The 21,737-nt window shown below is 67.2% G+C and carries 20 protein-coding genes, 2 tRNA genes and 2 pseudogenes; 19 read left to right on the top strand and 5 right to left on the bottom strand.

Going from position 1 to position 21,737, the window contains the following annotated elements; genetic code table 11:
• Positions 1-49: 49 nt before the first annotated feature.
• Complete coding sequence (locus BN3001_RS05645) at positions 50-496, top strand: hypothetical protein (protein ID WP_058270813.1); 447 nt, start codon at positions 50-52, stop codon at positions 494-496.
• Between the two features lie 172 nt (positions 497-668).
• Entirely contained in the window at positions 669-2,507 is a 1,839-nt protein-coding gene (gene typA / locus BN3001_RS05640) for a translational GTPase TypA (RefSeq protein WP_058270812.1), read from the top strand.
• A 120-nt stretch (positions 2,508-2,627) separates the two neighbouring features.
• On the opposite strand, the gene BN3001_RS05635 is transcribed toward typA, so the two are convergent.
• Positions 2,628-3,479 (bottom strand): trimeric intracellular cation channel family protein, encoded by an 852-nt coding sequence (locus tag BN3001_RS05635; protein ID WP_197407459.1) that lies wholly within the window; start codon positions 3,477-3,479, stop codon positions 2,628-2,630.
• Positions 3,480-3,596: 117 nt separating this feature from the next.
• Here BN3001_RS05635 and BN3001_RS05630 point away from each other — a divergent pair.
• The 13 genes from BN3001_RS05630 to BN3001_RS05570 all read left to right on the top strand — a co-directional run bounded on the left by BN3001_RS05630 (position 3,597) and on the right by BN3001_RS05570 (position 14,947).
• Positions 3,597-3,687: transfer RNA gene (locus BN3001_RS05630), tRNA-Ser, on the top strand.
• A 42-nt stretch (positions 3,688-3,729) separates the two neighbouring features.
• Positions 3,730-3,819, top strand: a tRNA-Ser gene (locus BN3001_RS05625).
• 85 nt (positions 3,820-3,904) lie between these two features.
• Positions 3,905-5,116 (top strand): DUF4013 domain-containing protein, encoded by a 1,212-nt coding sequence (locus BN3001_RS05620; RefSeq protein ID WP_058270811.1) that lies wholly within the window; start codon positions 3,905-3,907, stop codon positions 5,114-5,116.
• Positions 5,117-5,537: 421 nt separating this feature from the next.
• Positions 5,538-5,831 (top strand): 30S ribosomal protein S6, encoded by a 294-nt coding sequence (rpsF, locus tag BN3001_RS05615; RefSeq protein ID WP_058270810.1) that lies wholly within the window; start codon positions 5,538-5,540, stop codon positions 5,829-5,831.
• Between the two features lie 45 nt (positions 5,832-5,876).
• On the top strand, positions 5,877-6,383 hold the full coding sequence (locus tag BN3001_RS05610; protein ID WP_058270809.1) for a single-stranded DNA-binding protein: 507 nt from the start codon (positions 5,877-5,879) through the stop codon (positions 6,381-6,383).
• A gap of 44 nt (positions 6,384-6,427) precedes the next feature.
• Positions 6,428-6,700 carry a 30S ribosomal protein S18 gene (rpsR, locus tag BN3001_RS05605; protein ID WP_058270808.1) on the top strand — a complete coding sequence of 91 codons (273 nt, stop codon included), beginning with the start codon at positions 6,428-6,430 and terminating at the stop codon, positions 6,698-6,700.
• A gap of 55 nt (positions 6,701-6,755) precedes the next feature.
• Entirely contained in the window at positions 6,756-7,325 is a 570-nt protein-coding gene (gene rplI, locus BN3001_RS05600) for a 50S ribosomal protein L9 (protein ID WP_058270807.1), read from the top strand.
• 460 nt (positions 7,326-7,785) lie between these two features.
• On the top strand, positions 7,786-9,186 hold the full coding sequence (gene dnaB / locus BN3001_RS05595; protein ID WP_058270806.1) for a replicative DNA helicase: 1,401 nt from the start codon (positions 7,786-7,788) through the stop codon (positions 9,184-9,186).
• Positions 9,187-9,370: 184 nt separating this feature from the next.
• Positions 9,371-10,651: an adenylosuccinate synthase gene (locus tag BN3001_RS05590; RefSeq protein WP_058270805.1), complete on the top strand. Its 1,281-nt coding sequence runs from the start codon at positions 9,371-9,373 to the stop codon at positions 10,649-10,651.
• Between the two features lie 2 nt (positions 10,652-10,653).
• A complete protein-coding gene (locus tag BN3001_RS05585; RefSeq protein ID WP_058270804.1) occupies positions 10,654-11,754 on the top strand; it encodes a hypothetical protein in 1,101 nt (366 codons plus the stop codon).
• Between the two features lie 10 nt (positions 11,755-11,764).
• Positions 11,765-13,066: a phosphoribosylamine--glycine ligase gene (purD, locus tag BN3001_RS05580; protein WP_058270803.1), complete on the top strand. Its 1,302-nt coding sequence runs from the start codon at positions 11,765-11,767 to the stop codon at positions 13,064-13,066.
• Between the two features lie 49 nt (positions 13,067-13,115).
• Positions 13,116-13,925: an NUDIX domain-containing protein gene (locus BN3001_RS05575; RefSeq protein ID WP_082630017.1), complete on the top strand. Its 810-nt coding sequence runs from the start codon at positions 13,116-13,118 to the stop codon at positions 13,923-13,925.
• A gap of 116 nt (positions 13,926-14,041) precedes the next feature.
• Positions 14,042-14,947, top strand: a complete 906-nt coding sequence (locus tag BN3001_RS05570) for a hypothetical protein (protein ID WP_058270802.1) — start codon at positions 14,042-14,044, stop codon at positions 14,945-14,947.
• Positions 14,948-15,036: 89 nt separating this feature from the next.
• Here the strand turns inward: BN3001_RS05570 and BN3001_RS05565 are convergent, their stop codons facing one another.
• The gene (locus BN3001_RS05565; protein ID WP_058270801.1) at positions 15,037-15,915 is read right to left on the bottom strand and encodes a PfkB family carbohydrate kinase; all 879 of its coding nucleotides are present in this window, start codon (positions 15,913-15,915) and stop codon (positions 15,037-15,039) included.
• Between the two features lie 248 nt (positions 15,916-16,163).
• Here BN3001_RS05565 and purE point away from each other — a divergent pair, with 248 nt between their 5' ends.
• Positions 16,164-16,634 carry a 5-(carboxyamino)imidazole ribonucleotide mutase gene (gene purE / locus BN3001_RS05560; protein ID WP_058270800.1) on the top strand — a complete coding sequence of 157 codons (471 nt, stop codon included), beginning with the start codon at positions 16,164-16,166 and terminating at the stop codon, positions 16,632-16,634.
• 303 nt (positions 16,635-16,937) lie between these two features.
• On the opposite strand, the pseudogene BN3001_RS08195 reads toward purE, so the two are convergent.
• The 3 genes and pseudogenes from BN3001_RS08195 to BN3001_RS05550 all read right to left on the bottom strand — a co-directional run.
• Positions 16,938-17,150 (bottom strand): annotated as a pseudogene (locus tag BN3001_RS08195) (shikimate kinase); the annotation flags it as partial.
• A 1-nt stretch (position 17,151) separates the two neighbouring features.
• A complete protein-coding gene (locus tag BN3001_RS05555) occupies positions 17,152-18,297 on the bottom strand; it encodes a bifunctional chorismate mutase/prephenate dehydratase (RefSeq protein WP_058270799.1) in 1,146 nt (381 codons plus the stop codon).
• 16 nt (positions 18,298-18,313) lie between these two features.
• Positions 18,314-18,775 (bottom strand): annotated as a pseudogene (locus BN3001_RS05550) (chorismate synthase); the annotation flags it as partial.
• Between the two features lie 200 nt (positions 18,776-18,975).
• On the opposite strand from BN3001_RS05550, the gene BN3001_RS05545 reads away from it, so the two are divergent.
• From BN3001_RS05545 to purN, 3 genes are all read left to right on the top strand, one after another.
• Positions 18,976-19,725: a class B sortase gene (locus BN3001_RS05545; protein ID WP_235815053.1), complete on the top strand. Its 750-nt coding sequence runs from the start codon at positions 18,976-18,978 to the stop codon at positions 19,723-19,725.
• 73 nt (positions 19,726-19,798) lie between these two features.
• Complete coding sequence (purM, locus tag BN3001_RS05540; RefSeq protein ID WP_058270798.1) at positions 19,799-20,896, top strand: phosphoribosylformylglycinamidine cyclo-ligase; 1,098 nt, start codon at positions 19,799-19,801, stop codon at positions 20,894-20,896.
• Positions 20,893-21,615 (top strand): phosphoribosylglycinamide formyltransferase, encoded by a 723-nt coding sequence (gene purN / locus BN3001_RS05535; RefSeq protein ID WP_082630014.1) that lies wholly within the window; start codon positions 20,893-20,895, stop codon positions 21,613-21,615. The genes purM and purN overlap by 4 nt, the downstream gene beginning before the upstream one ends.
• The last annotated feature ends 122 nt before the right edge of the window (positions 21,616-21,737 follow it).

The raw sequence follows: 21,737 nt of genomic DNA, 5'->3' as shown, positions 1-21,737 counted from the left end.
GCGCTGCGCTATGCTGTGGGAACATCGCGTCCAAGAAAGGGCAACGTCCATGTCGCCATCCTCAGCCGAACGACAAGAGGGCATGTCGCCCGAGCTTGACAGTCTGGGAGCGACGCTTGCAGGCGACGCGCTCAACCTCCTCGCGGACGGCAGGGACCTCAACGTCCTGCTCGTCGTCCAGGCCCGCGACGGCACCGTGACGTCCTACGACGTCTCTGACGACGGGGTGGAGGCCTGCCTCATGGGCGCCCGCGAGACGGTCAGGTCACTCGCCGCGGACGCACATGACCCTGCGGCGCCGGTGCGCTACGCGATCGCCTACGAGGGAGCCGTCGCCGACGACGACGGTTCCTATCACGACGCGCTCATGCTCGAGTTTGGCGAGCGGGGCTACCGGGCCTACTCCGCCTACTCGCTCGTGGCAGGCAGGGGCGCCCACGAGGACTTTCAATGGAGCGACCCGGCCCCCGCAGGCGAGATCGATCCGCTTCTGTGACGCTTTCAGCCGCCGCCCCAAAGAGGTGAGCACCCCTCCCTCGGGCGCGACGTCCGTGAAATAACGCAGCTTTCTTGCCCACGCCCGTCGCCCCGGCGGTGGCGTGGTATACAGTCTTCCAGTTACGTGCCGCGTCTGCCGGCAAACCACAGAACGAGGGACAGAGGCCCGCATGCTCCAAGAGAACATAAGAAACATCGCCATCATCGCCCACGTGGACCACGGCAAGACGACGCTCGTGGACAAGCTCCTGCGCGCCACGGACGCGTTTCGCGAGAACCAGCAGGTTCAGGAGCGCGTGCTTGACTCGAACGACCAGGAGCGCGAGCGGGGCATCACCATCCTGGCAAAGAACATCTCCATCGAGTACCAGGGCGTGAAGATCAACGTCATCGACACCCCGGGCCACGCCGACTTTGGCGGCGAGGTCGAGCGCGTCCTCAAGATGGCTGACGGCGCCCTGCTCCTCGTTGACGCCGCCGAGGGCCCCATGCCCCAGACGCGCTTCGTGCTCAGGCACGCCATCGCCGCCGGCCTGCAGGTCATGGTCGTCATCAACAAGGTCGACAAGCCCGCCGCCGATCCCGAGCGCGCCCTCAACGCCTCGCTCGACCTCATGATGGATCTGGGTGCGACGGACGACCAGCTTGAGTTTGCCATGGAGCACGTCATCTACTGCTCCGCCGTCAACGGCTTTGCGCGCCTCTCGCCAGATGACGGCAACATGGACATGTTCCCCATGCTCGACATGATCGTGGACGCCCTACCCGCCCCCGAGGTTGACGCGCAGGGCCCTTTGGCCATGCAGTGCGTGACCATTGACCACTCCGAGTACGTGGGCCGCATCGGCATCGGGCGCGTCTACTCGGGAACTCTGCGCGACGGCGACAGGATCCTGGTCGTGAAGAACGACGGAAGCAGGGCCATGGCGCAGGTCAAGCAGCTCTTCACCTTTGACTACCTGGGGCGTAAGGAGTGCCAGGAGGTCGAGGCCGGCGACATCGCCGCCGTCGTGGGCATCGAGGGCACGGACATCGGCGACGTCTACACCGACCCGGACAACCCCGTGGAGCTTGAGCCCATAGAGATAGATCCCCCCACGCTCGCCATCGTCTTTGAGCCGTCAAACTCGCCCCTCGTGGGGCGCGAGGGCCAGATCGTCGGCGGACGCCAGCTCAAGGAGCGCCTTGAGCTTGAGCGCGAGAACAACGTGACGATGCGCATAGAGGAGCTGCCCGACAAGACGGGCATGGAGGTGTCGGGCCGCGGCATCCTGCACCTTTCGGTGCTCATGGAGCAGATGCGGCGCGAGGGCTTTGAGTTTCAGGTGGGCCGCCCGCGCGTCCTGTTCAAGGAGGACGGCCACGGCGGGCGCCTGGAGCCGGTCGAGCAGGCCGTCGTCGAGTGTCCCGGCGAGTATGCCGGCAAGGTCATCGAGCTCTTTGGCAACGTGGGCGGCACCATGACCAACATGGAGGCCGGCACCACCCAGACGCACCTCGAGTTCAAGATTCCCACCCGCGGCATCATGGGCCTCAAGAATCGCATCCTCAACGTGACGCACGGCGAGGCGGTCTTCTACCACACCTTCCTTGAGTTCGGGCCCTTCGCCGGCGAGCTTGGCGCCCGCCAGAACGGCGCCATGATTTCCATGTCAACCGAGAAGTCCGTCGCCTACGCCCTGGGCACCCTCCAGGAGCGCGGCCAGCTCTTCGTGGGCCCCGGCGTCGACTGCTACGAGGGCATGCTGGTGGGGGAGCGCTCCCGCCCCGGCGACATGGTGGTCAACATAGCCCGCACCAAGAACCTCGGCAACCAGCGCTCGTCCACGGCGGACATCTCGGTGCAGCTCACGCCGCCCAAGACCTTCTCGCTCGAGGAGGCGCTCGAATACATCATGGACGACGAGCTCGTCGAGGTGACGCCCAAGTCCGTCCGCATGCGCAAGCGCATCCTCAACGAGACGGAGCGCCGCAAGTGGCGCGTGCGTCACGGCATGGTGGACAAATAGGCAGGAGGCCTGCGCGCCGCCTGCCGCCCGCTCACGTGGGGTCCCGCGGCCCGTCAGAGGCGCGGGACCCTTTGTGCGACCCGTACGATGAGGTGTTGCGAAAGAGTAGTACGCGGGCCCTCACGACGCATCCCGCTCGTCATCCTGCCGCCCCGCGCCCCTGCCGCGGCGACGCGCCCCTCGCCATGCCCGTCGGGCCGCATGTCCCACCTGAGGGGCCAGGTCAATGTCCACGGGCAGCATCACGTCAAACTTGACGGACCAGAGCCGTATGCCCACGACCACAAGGACGCAGAGGGGCACGGCATAGAAGCGGCTCACGTGCAGACCCAGCACGAGCAGGTAATAGCAGAGCGCCCCCGCAGCGGCGCAGACGGCGTACAGGTTGCTCTTGCGGAAGATGTGCGGCGTTTCGCCCAGGGCGATGTCGCGCAGCATGCCGCCTCCCACGCCGGTGGTGACGCCCATGAGGAGGCAGGCCCAGAACGAAAGGCCAAAGCTCATGGCCTTGCCGGTGCCCGTCGCCACGAAGAGCCCCACCGAGACGATGTCCACGACCATCAGCAGCCGCGGGGCCCTCTCCAGGACGCTCGAGAAGAGGTAGCCCAGCGTGCCCGCGAGGACCGTCAGGGGGATGGCGTTGGGGGAGTCAAGCATGTAGACGCCTCCCCGCTGCATGATGACGTCGCGGATGAGGCCGCCGCCCAGGCCGCACAGCAGGGAGAGGGCCACAAACCCCACGAGGTCAAGGTTGCGCCTGCGTGCCACCAAAATGCCGCTGAACGAGCCGATGAGCACGGACAGCAGATCGAGCCAGGTGGGAATCTGGGCGACCGTGTCGTAGGGAGCCTCGGCGATGAGGGGTGGGATCATGGGCCTGCCAATGTTGGGAGGAACGTGACGCGGGGCGTCGCCCGTGGCCGCGACGTGGGACAAAAGCGAGCGCACGACCCGGCCGGACGATTCTAGCACGCCCGCCCGTCCTGGCCCGCGGGTCCCGTTCCGTACGCAAGATGTGGATAATTAGTTTGTGCGCCCGCGGTGGCGCTGCCCGCCCTCGTTAGGTTATACTCACCTGTGCGCTTTTGTGGAGAGTTGTCCGAGTGGCCGAAGGAGCACGATTGGAAATCGTGTATACGCCTAAAGCGTATCCTGGGTTCAAATCCCAGACTCTCCGCCAGACCATACGCAGCGGCGCCCGCAAGGGCGCCGCTTCACCCTCGGAGGGGTGGCAGAGTGGTTGAATGCGGCGGTCTCGAAAACCGTTTAGCCCTTCGGGGCTACGAGGGTTCGAATCCCTCCTCCTCCGCCAGCGTCACCGGGCGAGCCTGTCGTTTCAGGCTCGCTTTTTGTATGCTTTAGGACTGTGAGGTAACGAGCGCGGGAAAGGACGTCGAATGAAGAGCACCGCATACTTCTCCCATGCCTGGTCCCTGCTCACCAAGGACAAGGGCTGGTTCAAGGTTCTGCTGATTTTGATGCTGTGGACCTTCGTGCCCGTCGTGGGGGCGCTTGTGGTGACCGGGTACGCCCTTGAGTGGGCCCGCCTCGTGTCGTGGAACGTCGAGGGCTCCCCCAAGCAGAAGAACATCGACGTCATGCACTGCATCAAGAGCGGGTGGCGGGCCTTCGTCGTCTCCCTTCCGTGGGCTCTCGTCGCGGAGCTTCTCGTCTTTGCGCTCCAGGCCCCCTTCCTGACCTCATCCCGCCCATATGCCGACCTTCCCCTGCCGCTCACCATCGTCACAAACGTCCTGCTGTTCCTGGTGGGCGTGCTCGTCGCCATCCCCGTCCTGCGGGCCACCATCTATCAGGACTTCAAGGCGGGCTTCCAGCTCAATCGCATAGCCGAGATGATACGTCGTGACGTCAAGGGGTTCTTCAGGCTCGCGGGCACCATGGCCCTCATGAGCGTCTGCGTCACCCTCGTGCTTGCCATCCCCGCGCTCCTGCTGCTGGGCGCGGGCATCTTCTATGTCTTCGCTGCGGCGGCGACCGCCGCGAACTACGGTCTGTCCGGGTCGATGGGCCCCCTCTTCGCCTCCCTTGCCCTGTGCGTCCTTCTCTCCATGCTGGCCGCCTCCTTCATGTCCCTCATGAACTATGTGATGGTGGGCCTGTGGATGCGCCAGTTTGACGTCATGTCCTGGGGTACGCGTCATGACCCGCTGCCCCCCGCGCAGACGTCGGCGCAGCCTGCGGCGCCCGCAGCTTTGGCGGCAGCGTCGCCCGTCCCTGACGGTGCGCAGGGGCCGGCGCAGGGTCAGACCGACGCGCCCGCAGGCGAGGCGCCCGATGATGCATGCGCCCCCCTTGAGCCGACCCCTGCGGGACAAGCCGCTTCCGTCCATGATGGCGCCCAGGTCGTGGACGTCATACCGCTCGGCGCCGCGACGTCGGCGGCCCCTGAGGATGACGGTGCCACGGCGGTTTCTGGGGACGATGCCACCGCGACGATTCCTAACGACGACGCCCCGTCGGCCCCTTGCGCTCCTCCGGCCCCCGGCGCCGACGGGCCGACCTTGGACGACCCTCTTGCCGGCGCCTCGGGCGAGACCCCTCCCGCGCCGGATGCTCCCGCGCCCGGCGACGGCCGCCCGCACATCTAAGGCGCGCATCCAGGGCGCACGCGGCCCCACGCCCCTCCAGGCCAAGGCGCCGAGGGCCCGCGAGGGCGTCGCCTTGAGGACCATGATCCCGGCGTGTCGAGGTCGGCGGGCCAACGTTCCGAGAACCTGCATATGTGGAGAGGTCATGGAGGCCCGTCGGGCCTCCATGTGCGTGCGCACGCCGTCTCCGCCGTTCTAGCTGCCGCCCTGAGCGCGCCGCCAGCATCCTGCATGGTGCGCGCAAGATGTCCGCGCGCCGCCGACGCTACCCTGCCTGCAGGAAGAAAAATGTGTGGGTGGTGTCCAGCGTACGTCACCTCGCAGACGGGCACGACGTCATGTGGTAGCATGCAAGGCTGATTCTTCCTGCCCCGGACGCACCTTCACCAACCGGGGCCGCCAGTCCAGAGGAGGTGACCACATGAAGGCTTATGAACTGCTCTACTTTGTCGATCCCGCCGCAACCGAAGAGACGCGCGCCGGCGTCAGCAAGCGCATTGACGTTGCCGTCACCGAGAACGGGGGCGCCATCGACAGCGTCGAGGATTGGGGCAAGCGCAAGCTCGCCTTTGAGATCGACGACCTGACCGAGGGTGACTACATCCTCATCAACTTCCACGCAGATCCCGCCCAGATCGCGGAGCTCGACCGAGTCCTGCGCATCAACGACGCCGTCAAGCGCCACATGATCGTGCGCCGCAGCGACAAGGACTAGGCATGGAGGCAGGGCCTTTGGCCTACGGATGAGAGGCAGGCAAGCATGAGCATCAACCGCGTGAACATCTCGGGCAACCTCACCCGCGACGGCGAGCTTCGGGCCACCGCGGGCGGCACCTCGGTGCTGGCGTTCGGCGTGGCGGTCAACGACCGCGCGCGCAACCAGCAGACGGGCAACTGGGAGGACCGGCCCAACTTCGTGGACTGCGTCATGTTCGGCGCCCGCGCCGACGCGCTGGCCCGCTACCTCACCAAGGGCACCAAGGTCGCCATCGAGGGGAAGCTCCGCTGGAGCCAGTGGCAGGACCGCCAGACGGGGCAGAACCGCTCCAAGCTCGAGGTCGTCGTGGACGAGGTCGAGTTCCTCTCCGCCCGCGGCGCCGAGGGCGCGACGGGCGGACAGCAGCGCCAGGGGCGCCAGCAGCCCGTCTACGGCGCGCCCCAGGACGCCGCCGCGACCCCCGGCGCACCTGCCGCCCCCCGGCCGCAGGTTCCCCCCGTACAGACGCCGCCCTCCGCGGACGTCTATGACACGGACATCCCGTTCTAGGATTTACGAGGCGGCACCAACGCCGCCAGAGAAAGGCACAAGACATGGCTAAGCAAAGGCAAGTTGAGCAGCGCCAGCCGCGTCGCAAGTACTGCCAGTTCTGCAAGGAGGACGTCGAGTTCATCGACTACAAGGACACCCAGCTCCTTCGCAAGTACATGACCGACCGCGGCAAGATCAAGCCGCGCCGCGTCACTGGCGCCTGCACGCAGCATCAGCATGACATCGCACTCGCCATCAAGCGCGCGCGAGAGATGGCGCTGCTTCCGTACACCGTCGCCGTGGTCTCCGGTCGCGGCGGCCGCAACCGCGGCTAGCGCGCAAGCAACAGGCAACTGGTCGGACTAGGTCCGACGATCAGGAGGAGTACCCATGAAAGTCATCCTTTTGGATGAGCTCAGGGGCAAGGGCGGCGAGGGCGACCTGGTAGAGGTCACCCAGGGCTACGCGGAGAACTACCTGTTCCCCAACAAGATCGCCCAGCCCGCCACCCCGGGCAACATCAAGCAGCTGGAGCAGCGTCGCAGCAACATCGAGAAGCGCGAGGAAAAGCGCATCGCCGACGCCGACGCCACGTGCGCGAAGCTCAACGACAAGTCGGTGTTCGTCGAGGCAAGGGTTGGCGAGAACAACCAGCTCTTTGGCTCGGTCACCACCAGCCAGATTGCGGACGCGATTCGCGACCAGCTCGGCGTCGAGATCGACCGCAAGCGCATCACGCGCACCGCGGCCATCAAGACCGCCGGCAGGCACGACATTGAGGTCAACCTGTACCGCGAGATCAACGCCAAGGTGAGCGTCCTTGTCGGTGCGGACGCGGGACAGGACGAGGCCCCCGCCGAGGAGGTCGAGGCCGGCGAGGCCCAGGACGCCCCCGTCGAGGACGAGGCGACCGAGGTGGCCGACGCCGCCGAGGCGAGCGCCGCCGAGGTGACCGAGTAGCGCCCCTGTCCTTGTCAACAGGGCGAAGTTTTTGAACAACGTGCCTTGTGGAGCTGAAAGCCGCACGTAAGAGGCTCGTAAACGTTCGGGGAGGGAACCTATGCCAGCAGTTTGGCGACGGTTCCCTCCCTTTTTGCGGACAATCTCCCATTCGTGACGTTTACCAGGTAAAACGTCACGAACGTCCGCATCATCCCAGGTAGTTGCCCCATATAAACCCTCAATCGCCGCCCTAGGCTTGTGTGGCGCCGCATATGTCGAAAACTCGACGCTCACAAAATAGCAAAAGTTGTTGAAAACGTAGAAAAGTGACAAACTGCACGGTACGGCGTGAGACCTTTAAACAAGCGCCAGGTAGCGCGCATGGTTGACAATACGGGTACGAAGGGGTTTGGATACCCATACCCACCGGCGTCCCTGATGGCGACCCGGGCCGCTGACGACGTATGGACGGGAGCGCATGAGCGACCAGTTTGCACCGTATGACGAGTATGACGCCCGTCAGGGGGCGCCCGCCCGGCAGGGCTCGGTCATGCCCCACAGCCCGGCGGCCGAGAAGTCCGTGCTCACGGCCATGCTCATGATGCCCGAGGCGCTGCAGGAGTGTCTGACCTCGCTGCGCGAGGGCGACTTCTACCTCTATGCCCACAAGCTCATCTTCACCGCGGTCTCCGAGCTCTTTTCCACGGGCAGGGCCATTGACGTCATCTCGCTGGCCGACCATCTCAAGAGCCAGGGAAAGCTTGACAAGGTGGGCGGCGCCAGCTACCTCATCGACCTCAACCAGGAGAGCACCGCTCTGGTCAGCTGGCCCCATTACGTCGAGATGCTGCGCCGCGACGCGACGCTCAGGGACATCATCGTCGCTTCGTCAAAGATATCGAGCTTGGCCTTTGACGCCCCGGAGGACACCAAGGAGGTCGTTGACGAGGCCGAGAAGCTCCTCATGGGCGTCACAGACCGCGCGGTCAAGAACAGCTACGTGACGCTCTCGTCCGCCATGGAAGACCTGTACGAAGAGCTGAGCGAGGCATGCCAGAACCCCGACGGCATCCTGGGCGTGCAGACGGGCTACCCCGGCATCGACGCGCGCCTCCAGGGGCTGCGCGCCGGCCAGATGGTGGTGGTGGGCGCCCGCCCGGGCGTGGGAAAGACCTCCTTCGCCCTCAACCTGGCCGTCAACGCCGCCGCCAAGGGCGCCTCGGTGGCGTTCTTCTCCCTCGAGATGTCAAAGATGGAGATCGCCCAGCGCCTCCTCTCGGCCCAGGCGAAGATACCGCTGTCCGCCATCCGCAGCGCCCGCATCAAGGACAACCAGTGGGACCAGATCGTCCAGGCCACCTATGAGCTCTCGACCTTTGACATCATGATCGACGACACGCCCGGCACCACGGTCACCGAGATACGCGCCAAGGCCCGCCGCATGCTCAAGGGCAAGGAGCAGGGCATCGTGCTCGTTGACTATCTGCAGCTTCTGTCGCCCCCGTCGGGCAGGCGCGCCGACAGCCGCGCCACCGAGGTGTCTGAGATGTCGCGCGGCATCAAGATCATGGCCAAGGACCTAGGCGTGCCCGTGGTGGCGCTCTCGCAGCTCAACCGCCAGGTAACGGACCGCAAGGGCCAGCGCCCCCAGCTCTCTGACCTGCGTGAGTCCGGCTCCATCGAGCAGGACGCCGACATCGTGATCCTGCTTGACCGCTCCATGAACGAGGAGGAGGCCGAGCGCCAGGACCGCCCCGACCTTGGCGTCACGGACTTCATCATCGCAAAGAACCGCTCCGGACCGCTGGACATCGTGCCCCTCATGTTCCTGCCCAGCTCCACCAAGTTCGTGGAGGTGGACACCCGGCACTCCGAGTGACGGACCGCCCGCGCCGCCCGCCGGAGCCCAGGACGTCCGACGGGACGGCCCTGCCCGCCGCGTGAGGCCGCGACGAAGGGCGCGCCCTCAGGTGGCCGTCGCGCGCGCAGGTGGCCTATAATCGTGCCGGTAGCGGGGCGCTCGCCGCAGGGGCGACGAGGCGCACACCATATAAGGAGACAGCATGCCAGCATCAGTTTTGGTCGGCACCCAGTGGGGCGACGAGGGAAAGGGCAAGGTCACCGACCTCATCGCCGGAGACTTTGACGTGGTGTGCCGCTACGCCGGCGGCGCCAACGCCGGCCACACCGTCATCGCCAACGGTCACAAGCTGGCGCTGCACCAGGTGCCCTCGGGCGTCATGTATGACGGCACCTTTCCCGTCATCGGCAACGGCTGCATCGTTGACCCCGAGGTGCTCCTTGGCGAGATCGACATGCTCAAGGACCAGGGCATAAGCTGCGACGCCCTCAAGATCTCGGGCAACGCCCACATCGTGATGCCCTATCACAAGGACCTGGACGGCGCCCACGAGAAGAAGCTCGGCTCAAACCTCATAGGCACCACCAAGCGCGGCGTCGGGCCCACCTACATGGACAAGATGAACCGCACGGGCCTGCGCGTCCAGGACATGCTGGACGAGAAGATCTTCCGCCAGAAGCTCGAGGCGGCGCTCGCCTACACCAACCCCATCCTCGAGAAGGTCTATGAGCTGCCCACCTACACCGTGAATCAGATCTGCGAGACCTACCTGCCCTTTGCCGAGCGCATCCGCCCCTACATCGTCGAGAGCTCGCTCTTTCTCAACGAGCAGCTCGAGGACGGCAGGAACATCCTCTTTGAGGGCGCGCAGGCGACCATGCTCGACATCGACCATGGCACCTACCCCTTTGTCACGTCGTCCAACTGCACGGCGGGCGGCGCGGTGACCGGATCGGGCGTGGGGCCCACCCAGATCCAGCGCGTGCTGGGCATCGCCAAGGCCTACCTGACCCGCGTGGGGTCGGGCCCCTTCCCCACGGAGCTCTTTGACGAGGTGGGAGACAAGCTGGGCGAGGCCGGTCACGAGTACGGCGTGACCACGGGGCGCAAGCGTCGCTGCGGCTGGTACGACGCCGTGGTGGTCAACTACGCGGCGCGCGTCAACGGCCTCACCGACCTGGCCATCACCAAGCTCGACGTGCTCGGTTGCCTCGACCGGATCAAGGTGTGCGTCGCCTACGAGTGCGACGGCGTCACCTATCGCACGGTCCCGGAGCACCAGAGCGTCTTCTATCACGCCAAGCCCGTCTACGAGACGCTGCCGGGCTGGAAGTGCGACATCTCGGGCGTGAGGAACTTCTACCAGCTTCCGCGCGAGGCCAAGGACTACATCGACTTCCTCGAGCAGCTGGCGGGCGTGCGGGTCTCCATCATCACCGTGGGTCCCGACCGCGAGCAGACGATCGACCGGTACTGGAACTAACGGTGCGCGCCCCCGTCTCCGCTCCCTCCACAGGTGCCGCTCGCTTTGCCATCGTCTGCGACGCGGCCTGCAATCTTGCCCCCGAGGCCCTTGCGGCTGCGGGGGTGAGGACGCTGTCCCTCTCGGCCGCGCCGCAGGGCATGCGCCGTCGTGGTGGCCTCGACGTGGAGGCGCTCGATCTGCTCTCGCGCCTTGCCCAGGCAAAGGGCGAGGACAAGGGCACGTCGCTGGTGCCCGGCGAGGATGACCTGGTGGGCGTCCTGAACGAGCTTGCCGATGCAGGAAGTGCCAACGTCCTCGTGCTTCACGCGGCACGCGCAGGCCATAACGTCTCCGCCGTGGTCCAGCGCGCGGCCCGGCGCGTGTCGCGGGTCAACACCTGCCTCATCGAGCTGGCCTGCCCTCCCTCCCAGGTGACGCTCGTGCTCGCACGCCTGGTTGCCGACCGGGACGGCGGAATGAGCCCTGCTCAGGCGACCCAGCGGGCCGTGGAGCTGTCACGCGCCTCTCGCCTGGCGATCATTCCCCTCAAGGACCCGGGGGTCTCCACCGCGGACACGGTGAAGCTGGCCCTGCGCAAGAAGATCCTGGGCGAGGCCAACCGCCTGCGCCTGCGCGCCACAGGCACCCGACGCATGCTCGTCTCAGACGAGAGCGGGCAGATGCGCGAGCTCTCGCGCTCCACCGAGCTCGCCCGCCTTGCCGGCAACATCGCGCGCACCATGAGCACGTATTCCCGCCAGGTGGGCCCGCTGACCTATGCGGGCCTGCGCGCCGGCGACTCGTGGCTGCTCGCCGTCATCGAGAAGCACCTTGACACCAACGAGTTTCAGAAGGAGTGCGCCGGCGTCCTTGAGGCCCATCCCGACACCCTCGCGAAGATGGGCAGCGGCGCCGCGGGCGTCGTCTACGCCCCGTCGCGGCTCCTTTCCGCCGACGAGCTGAGGGCGCTGATACAGCTTCAGGACGTCGCCGGCCCCTCGTTGACGGAGCCGGCCTCGGTGCCGGGGACGAATCCCGACGCACGGCGCCCCCGCGCCACGAGCGACTCCGGACCCAACCAGGACCCCGACCACGGACTCGACCCCGACCCAGCGTCATAAGGACGGTCTCATGAGCGCAGCAGACGGCACGGTTGACATCCTCCTCGTAGGCTCCGGCGGCAGGGAGCACGCCCTGCTCACCAAGCTGGCGGCCTCGCCGCGCGCGGGCAGGCTCTGGGTCGCCCCCGGCAACGGCGGCATGCTCCAGATGGCCCAGAGGGCAGACGTGGACGCGTCTGACGGCGCCGCGCTCGCCGCCTTCGCCCGCGAGAGGGGCGTGGGCCTTGTGGTCATAGGTCCCGAGGCCCCCCTGGTCGCGGGCGTGGCCGACGTCGTGCGCGCGGCCGGCATCCCGGTCTTTGGCCCCTCGGCGTCCGCCGCCCGCATGGAGGGCTCCAAGGAGTTCGCAAAGGGCGTCATGGCCCGTGCGGGCGTGCCCACGGCCGCGTGGCAGAGCTTTACGGACGAGGACGCCTGCGCGGCCCACGTCCGCTCGCTCGGGGGCCCGTGCGTGGTCAAGGCCGACGGCCTGGCGGCGGGCAAGGGCGTCATCGTCGCCCAGGACACCGACGAGGCCCTTGCGGGCGTCCACGAGTGCTTCTCGGGCGCCTTTGGCGTGGCGGGCTCAACCGTCGTGGTGGAGGAGCTGCTTGAGGGCCCGGAGTGCTCGCTGCTGGCCCTCACGGACGGCAGGACCGTTGTGCCCCTGGCCACCTCGCAGGATCACAAGCGCGCCCTGGACGGCGACCGCGGTCCCAACACCGGCGGCATGGGCGTCTACTCTCCCGTCCCCATCCTGCTTCCCGGCGAGTTCGAGCGTATGGTCCAGATAGAGCAGCGCGTCGTTGACCAGCTGCGCGACGAGGGCGTCACGTACAGCGGCTGTCTGTACGGCGGTTTCATGCTCACCAAGGACGGTCCCAAGGTGCTGGAGTTCAACGCCCGCCTTGGCGATCCCGAGACCCAGGTCGTGCTGCCCCGCATGCGCGCTGACCTGGTTGACTGCCTGTTGGCCTGCGACGCGGGAACCCTGAGCCCCTCGATGGTGGCATGGGAGGACGACTGGGCCGTGAGCGTGGTGCTCACGAGCGCGGGATATCCCGGCTCCTACGAGAGGGGCAAGCTCATCAGCGGCATCGACGAGGCGGAGGCGCTCCCCGGCGTCACCGTGTACCACGCGGGGACGCGCCTCGACGAGAGCGGCGCCATCCTCACCGACGGCGGGCGCGTCCTTGACGTGACGGCCGTGGCGTCGAGCTTCGAGGACGCGCGCAACAGGGCGTACGAGGCCTGCGACAAGATCAGCTTCGAGGGCAAGACCTATCGGCACGACATAGGCATCAAGGCCATCAAGGGCCGCGAGCGGCTCTAGCGGACCTGCCAGTCCCCACAGCCGACCCGCGCCAAAGGAGATGTCATCGATGAGCGAGGACACGCACGTCAGCGGTCCAAGAAGGGATTTTCTCGCAGGCTCGGAGCCCCCCTCGCTTGACGAGGAGCTGTCCCACGCCGCAAAGGACGTTCGTGCGCGCGTTGACGCCCTCACCTTTGAGGGCGAACGCCCGTCGCCCGACCATCAGTCCGGCGCCCCTCTTCGCCGCAGCCTCGCGCTGGGCGACGACGATCCGCGCGACAGGGGCCTCGCCGAGCGCATCATCGGCGAGGACGTCGCGTGGAAGGGGCAGTTCTTTAACGTTGACGTGCTGCTCGACCGCCTGCCAGACGGTCGCGAGGCGCGCCGTGACGTGGTGCGCCACCCGGGCGCCGTTGGCGTGGTTGCCCTTACGGACGAGGGGCGCATCTGCCTGGTGCGACAGTACCGCGCGGCGCTCGACCGGGTGACGGTCGAGATCCCTGCCGGCAAGCTCGCGCCTGGCGAGGACCCGCTTGAGGCGGCACGGCGGGAGCTTCGCGAGGAGACGGGCCTCACGGCAGGCAGGATGGCGTTTCTCACCACGCTCGTCCCGTCGGTGGGGTTCAGCGACGAGCGCATTCACCTGTACATGGCGACGGACCTCACGTTTGCGGACTCCGACCCAGACGCCGACGAGTTCATCAACGTGGACCTCGTGGAGCTGCGCGAGCTGGTCGAGGCGGTGCTCGACGGGCGCATAGAGGATGCAAAGACCGTGGTAGGCGCCCTTGTCTGCGACGCCATAGCCCACCGGATGGTACCATCTCAGAGTGGCGTGGGGCCGCAGGGGCGCGAGGGCGCCCCCAACGACCGGTAAGGTCGGCGTCATCGCTCAACGGAGCGACGCGGCACCACTATACTGGTTCGCGTGCCCGCAGGCGACACCGGGCGACGCCCTTTGTGTCGCCGCGTGGTCACAGGCAGGAGAGTTGCATGGCTGGCAGAAAGAGGGCGCTGGCGCCCATCCCCAAGGGTACCCTCAACGCGCACGAGGCCGAGAGGCTCTTCGGCACGGTTGATGACACGGGCCACACCAACGAGGAGACCGCCCTCGCCCAGGACAGGCTGAGCGGCTCTCGCCGACATGGCGTCAACGTTGACCCGCTTTCCGACGCCGACCCCTCCGGCTCCACGGTCGGCCGCAAGATCACCCGCACCGCCGTCGCCTTCGTCATCGTCCTGTTCGTCGGCGTCGTCTCGCTCCAGCTGGTCACCACCCTCGTGCGTCGCGCGACCACGGCCGACCTGGCGGAGAACGTCAACATAAACACCGTGTACCAGGCCCTGGACCATGGTGTGGAATGGGGGACGGGCTTCACGCAGTTCCCGACCGACTTCAGCGTCCAGGAGGCCGACGAGAACACCCACCGCATCGAGGTCACGGTGACGGACACCTCTTCGGCGAACGCGCTCGAGTCCTTTGCGGGCTCGCAGATCCAGGCGGCGGCCTTCTCGGTCAACGCGCTGCTCAACCAAAACGTCAACACGGTGGTCTACCACGTCAACGTCTATCAGGACGATGCGGGCAAGATCAAGCAGGCCGGGCTGTTTGGCTTGCTCAAGCCTGCGGGGAGCCTCAAGACGCTTATGACCTTCACCTGGACCAAGACGACGACCGCGAGCGGCGTGCGCTTTAACTGCGCCATCTCGGGCGTGGACTCCCAGACGGCCGAGCAGCTGCACGACAGCATCACGTCGTCCATCACCCCCAACGCGATCTTCTCGAGCATCCTGGGGACCGGCGACGCGAGCGGCTCTGCCGCCCCGACCGCCGACTCCTCTGCGGGCGCAGACGCGACTTCAGAAGCGCCTAGCCCAAAGGCCCAGGAGCGCTCGTAGCGAGGCCCTCGACGACGGCCGTCACTCGACGCCCGCTGTGAGGTCCCGCCGCAGCCCCGTTGAGTTGCGGCGGGACTCGTCCAGGCCAGCTAGGCGACGAGCGCCGTCACCTTGCCAAGGACGCTCTCAAAGCTCACGCCGCGCAGCTCAAAGTCAGGCTGGACCCTCGTGACCACCATGGCGTCGTGCACGAAGGCGCCGGCAAAGGCCACGGCGTCGTCAAGGCCGCGCCCCGCCATGACGGCGGCGAGCAGGGACGACGCGTACAGGTCGCCCGTCCCGTGAAGCATGAAGGGCAAGAGCTCGCAGGCAAACGCCCGGGGCGCCCCCGCGCCCTGCGCCTCCATCAGATAGTTGCGTATCATGCCGTCGCCCCGGACGACGCCCTTGATGATGACGTTCTTGGCCCCCATCTCAAGGAGCGCCGCGCCCAGCCTTGACACCTGCTCGTCGCTGACGTCCTGACCCTCGTAGGGAAGCCCGGTGAGGATGGACGCCTCGGTGAGGTTGGGAATCAGGAGGTCGGCGCCCGGCACGAGCGTGGCCGTGGCACGGCACATGTCCTGCGTGTAGGTTGGGTAGGTGGTGCCGCCGTCGCCCATCACGGGGTCCACGACGCGCAGCGCCCCCGGGTGCTCCGCATACAGGCGCCGTATGGCGCCCACCTGCTCCGCGGAGCCCAGGAACCCCGAGTAGACGGCGTCGAGCGCCACGCCCTCCTTTGCCCAGGCGTCAAGGTACTCGTCGAGGATGGGGGTGGTGTCGTGCATGTAGAAGTGAGGGAACTTGGTGTGCGCCGAGAAGAGCGAGGTGGGCACGGGGCACACGTCACAGCCGGCGGCGGACAGGACGGGAATGGCCACTCCCAGCGAGCATTTGCCATACCCGCACAGGTCGTGCACGGCGGCGACGCGCGGAATGTAGCCGTCCGAGCGAACGTACAGATACTGGTCCCTTGCTTCTGACATGAATGCTCCTCACATGGACTTGTGGACCGATGCTTGGCAGCAAGCATAGGCGTTGCGCGCACGGCTGGCAACGCGCCCGGACGCGCAGGCCGCACCGTGTCGCGCGGGTAACGTTGCGGGCAACGCCGGCAAATGTGAAAAGACGCGTCAAAGAAGTGCACGTATACTGGTGCTGCACATGAGGCGAGCGAGCCCGCGTCGAGCCCGCCGCCGTCTTGTCCCGCAGGCAGAGCCCTTTGGAGGAACGCATGGCAGACAGCGAGCAGAAGCCCCTCGTGGGAATCATCATGGGATCAAAGTCGGACCTGCCGACCATGGAGGCTTGCACCAAGCAGCTCGAGGCGTTCGGCGTGCCCTATGAGCTCGTCATTGCCTCGGCCCACCGCACGCCGGACAAGGTTCACGCCTGGGCCTCGTCCGCCCGCGATCGCGGTCTCAAGGTCATCATCGCGGCCGCCGGCAAGGCGGCCCACCTGGGCGGCGTCGTCGCGGCCTTCACCCCGCTGCCCGTCGTGGGCGTTCCCATGAAGACGAGCGACCTCGGCGGCATGGACTCCCTGCTCTCCATGGTCCAGATGCCCTCGGGTGTGCCCGTCGCCTGCGTCGCCATCAACGGCGCCAAGAACGCCGCCATCTACGCGACGCAGGTCCTCGCCACCTCCGACGAGAGATACGCCCAGGTCATGGCTGACTTCAAGCGTCAGATGGCGGAGGGCTAGCGGATGGGCCAGGGCACGAGCAAGCACCTGCGCCACGCTCTTATACACGTCTAGACACGTCTCGCTGGTGTCGGTTAATTTCGGGAGAAGGAGGCTGTAGACGTGAGATGGGCGTTGCTGGCATTCAGGCGTGTGCTCTTCCAACCTCCAACCTCCCGGCCACACGCGACGAGCAGGGGAGCGGGGCGCCCCAGGTCCGAGCGGGAGAAGAGCGTGCAGAGGGGGGTGTTTTTTTTTTTCAAGCAGAAGACGGCATACGAGATATTGGCGTGACTGGAGTTCAGACGTGTGCTCTTCCGATGTCTCGTCCGCGAGCTCAAAGGCGCGGCGCTTGTACGGTATCGTGACGTTGAGGCCGCGCCAGCCGCCGTTGCGCACGAAGTCAGCGACATCCTGGGGCTCGCGCTCGAAGAGGCCGTAGGGAGCGGAGCCCAGGCGCGCGTGAATGGCGGGCGACCAGCTGTGCGCGAGCGTGCGCCCCAAAAGCCCAAAGCGCCGCTCGCCCGTGCCGGCCATGCTAGGAGACCTCCGCGTAGCTTCCGAGGTGCCGAAACTCCTCGCAGACGTCGCCGAGCTCCTTGACCAGCCGCCTGAACGCGGGGGAGGCGGCGGGGCACGCGACGTCAAAGTAGAACATGAACTCGAAGTCGCGGTCGGGGATCGGACGGCTCTCGAGCTTGGTGATGTTGATGTCCAGGGCGAAGAAGATGCCCAAAACCCGGTAGAGGGCGCCCGGGCGGTGACGGACCACGAGCATGAGCGAGCTTCTGTCGGCGCCGGGATAGATGGTGAGACCCTTTGCGATGCAGGCGAAGCGCGTGTAGTTGTTGTCGTTGTCCTGGACGTTTTTGGCGAGCGCCCTGAGGCCGTAGAGCTCCGCGCACTCGCGCGAGGCCAGCGCGCAGACGCCCGGCTCGTCGCTCTGGGCCACGAACCTTGAGGCCAGGGCGGTGTTGCGCGTCACGTGCACGCGCACGCCCGGCAGCGTGGCGAGAAACGCCTCGCACTGACGGATGGCCTGCTCGTGGCTATAGACGTCCGTGACGTCCTGGAGCCTGGTTCCAGGCTTGGCGAGGAGATTGTGGTTCACCTTGACGCGACAGCTCCGCACGATGTGGACGTCATGGCGCATCATGAGGTCATAGACCTGGTTGACGGTGCCGGCCGTGCTGTTCTCCAGGGGCAGGATGCCAAAGTCGCAGGTCCCGGCCTCGACGGCCTCGAACACGCCCTCAAAGGACCCGACGTAGCCGATCTGGGCGTGGCTGAAGATGCGCTCGGTCGCGATCTGCTGGTAGGCGCCCTCGACCCCCTGGGTCACCACGAGCGCGTCGGTGGGAAAGAGCGCGGGCGCCACGGCCAGCGCCTCGTCGATGGCCTCGATGGCGGGCGACGTCGCGCCCAGTATGTCGCCCTGCCGCGTGCGCGAGGCCTCCATGAGGAGCTCCATCAGGGCGGCGGCATGGCTTTTCAGGTCCTCGGGCACCCGCCGACGGGCGTCGGCGACCACGCGGCGCTCGCGGGCGCGGTCAAGAACGGTCAGGTGGTGCGCCGCCTTGTAGGCGGCGACGTCCGCCGCGAGCTCCGTGCGCCTCACCATGAGGTCGAGCAGGGCATGGTCGATCTCGTCGATCTTGTCGCGGACGTCCTCGAGTTGCTCCATGGCGTCAGTCTCCCAGTCAGTCGTGGCGGGCGGTCGCGGCGGGTGCCGGCTCGGGCGGGTACGAGAGCCAGGCGTCCAGGACGACGAGGGCGCAGAGCGCCTCGACGACGGGGACGGCCCTCACGGCGACGCAGGGGTCATGGCGACCGCGCACCGCGAGCTCGGCGTCCTCTAGCGTGGCGAGGTCCACCGTGCGCTGGGGAGCGGCGATGCTCGGGGTGGGCTTGACGCCCACCCTGACCACGACCGGCGCGCCGGTGGTGATGCCGCCCAGGATGCCGCCGGCGTTGTTCGTGACGGGCCGAGGCCGGCCCTCGCGCATGCGGTAGGGGTCGTTGTTCTGGCTCCCGCGCAGCTCGCTCGCCGCAAAGCCACGCCCAAACTCGACGCCCTTGACGGCGGGGATGCCAAAGAGGGCGCGGGCAAGGAGGTTCTCCATGCCGTCGAACGGGGGGGAGCCGATGCCTGCGGGCAGGCCCGTGCCTGTCCCTTATACGCAGCTAGAGGTGTTAGAGGGAGAGGGCCTCAAGGCCGGCCGCGGCCGCGGCGGCGCCGTCCGCCTCGACGAAGGGCCCGAAGGTCTCCGCGCCGCTTCCCGCATCGGCGCCGAGGTCCGCGCCAGGCGTCGCACCTCACTCCGCCCGCAGCGCCCGCAACGTCGCCTCCACGGTGCTCATCGTGGTGGGCGTCGTGATGCTGCTCGTCGCGGCGGGACTCTGGGGCTTCAACCAGTGGCGCTACCACGAGGTTGACGTAGAGCAGCAGAAGCTCGCCGCCTACGCCACCGTCTGGGACCAGCCCAACCGCGCGCCCGAGGTTGACTGGGCGGGCCTCAAGGCCATCAACGACGAGGTCGTGGGCTGGCTCTACGTGCCGGGAACCACCATAAACTACGCGGTCTACCAGGCCGACGACAACGAGCGCTATCTGCGCCACTCGGCCGAGGGCAACTACCTGCTGAGCGGCCAGCTCTTCCTCGACTATCAGAACGCCGCGCCCGGCATGACGGACGCCCAGAGCATCATCTATGGCCATCACCTGCTCAACGGAACGATGTTTGAGCAGATTGCCGCCCTGGACGACCAGGCGGCCTTTGACCGGACCGATACGGTCTGGTACGTCACCGAACAGGGCGCCTACGAGCTCGAGCCCCTGCTCATGTACTACGCGCGCGCCGACGACCAGACCGTCCGCACGTTTAACTTCGCGTCGGACGACGAGCGCCGCACCTACCTTCAGGGCCTGCTCGACAAGGCCGTCACCAAGCGCCCCGACGCCGCGCAGGTCGTCCAGGGCGCCAGCCACGTGCTGTCGCTCGTCACCTGCAACTATTACAAGGAGTACTACACCGAGGACGGCACCAACGGCAGGAGCGTGCTCGTGTGCGTTCCCAAGGACGAGGCCGTCGTCTCGGCTCCGTCCGACTGAGAAACCACCTGAGGCACCACGCCCGCATGGCCGCCCCCGGCGGCCCGCGTGTGGGCACGAGAGGAGCAACGGCATGGGCTCAAACGAGCAGAGGCATGTGAGCTACGCGGACGCCGGCGTTGACGTGGACGAGGGAGCCCGCGCCGTCGAGGCCATCAAAGACGCGGTGCGCTCCACCACCCGCCCCGAGGTCATAGGCGGCCTGGGAGGCTTTGGGTCGTGCTTCTCGATGGCGGGCTTCAAGGACATGGAGGACCCCGTGCTCGTCTCGGGCACGGACGGCGTCGGCACCAAGCTCGCCATCGCCCGGCTGCTGGGGCGCCATGACACCGTGGGGCAGGACCTGGTCGCCATGTGCGTGGACGACGTCGTCCCCGTCGGTGCGGAGCCGCTCTTCTTCCTCGACTACGTGGCGGTGGGCAAGCTCAAGGCGGAGCAGATGGCCCAGATCGTCGCCGGCATCGCCGAGGGGTGCCGGCGCGCGGGCTGCGCCCTCGTTGGGGGCGAGATGGCCGAGCATCCCGGCGTGATGGACCCCGCGGACTACGACCTCGCGGGCTTCGTCGTGGGCGTCGTGGACCGTCCCAAGATGCTCGGGCCCGACAAGGTCCGCCCCGGCGACGTCATCCTGGGCCTGCCCTCCAGCGGGATCCACTCCAACGGCTACTCCTTGGTGCGCAAGGTCCTCATAGAGGGCAAGACGCCGCGAGAGCTCGAGCGGCCCCTTGACGAGCTGGGAGGGGAGTCTCTGGCCGACGCCGTCATGCGTCCCACCACCATCTACGCGGGCGCCCTCGTGCGCGCCCTCAAGGCCGGCGCGCCCATCCGCGCCATGGCGCACATCACGGGCGGCGGCATCACTGAAAACCTCAACCGGGCGCTGCCTCCCTCCGTCGATGCGGTCGTTGACCGCGGCGGCGCGGCGGGATGCTCCTGGGACGCCTGTCGCGCCCCCTCCTGGGACGTGCCTCCCATCATCGACTGCTGCGTGCGCGCGGCGCGGCTCACGCCCGACGAGGCCTACAAGACCTTCAACATGGGCGTGGGAATGAGCCTCGTCGTGGCCCCCCAGGACGTAAGGGCGGTGCGCTCCGCGCTTGCCGCCGAGGGCCTCCCCTCCTTCGTCATGGGAGAGTGCGTGCCGGGCTCCGGCGCGGTGACGTACCGATGAGCGCCCCCAAGCTCGCGCAGGGACCGCAGGCCGTCCCGTCCGCGCCATCCCCTCAGCCCCCGCAGCCCGCGCAGGGGCCGGACGTCTCCGCGCCCCTGCGCCTCGGCGTCCTGATCAGCGGGGGCGGCACCAATCTCCAGGCCATCATCGACCGCATCGCCGCAGGTACGCTGAACGCCCAGGTTGCGATCGTCATCTCCTCGCGCCCTGGCGCCGCCGGCCTCAGGCGCGCCGAGGCCGCGGGCATTCAGACCATGAGCCTCTCCAAGGAGCTCTACGAGGACCCCCTCGTGGCCGACGAGGCCATCGCCACCGCGCTGCTTCGGGCCAAGGTTGACTACGTGATCATGGCGGGCTACATGCGTATGGTCCGCTATCCCATCCTGCGCACGTTCAAGAACCGCGTGATCAACCTTCATCCCGCCCTGCTCCCTAGCTTCAAGGGGGCCCACGCGATCCAGGACGCCTACGACTACGGCGTCAAGGTGACGGGCGTCACCGTTCACGTTGCCGACGAGCGCTATGACTGCGGGCCCATCATTGCCCAGCGCCCTCTTGAGGTAGAGGAAAGCTGGACCGTCGATGAGCTTGAGCGGCACGTCCACGATCTTGAGCACGAGCTCCTTCCCGACGTCATCCAGCTTCTGGCCGAGGGGCGCGTGAGCGTGAGCGCCGACGGAAAGGTGTGCGTCCGCCAGGACGAGCGCCCAAACGCCTGACGCCTTTTGCCCAGACGCCTGACGCCTTTTGCCCAGACGCCTGACGCGCAAGCGCTGCAGCCGCCCCCTGCCGGCTTTTTGCCTGCCGCTCAGGAAAAAAAGCAGCTGAATGGGCAATCGGG

The sequence above is a fragment of the Olsenella massiliensis genome, assembly GCF_001457795.1.
GTDB lineage: Bacteria > Actinomycetota > Coriobacteriia > Coriobacteriales > Atopobiaceae > Olsenella_F > Olsenella_F massiliensis.
The sequence above is the reverse complement of the archived record's forward strand: the minus strand, read 5'-3'. Positions and strand labels throughout refer to the sequence as shown.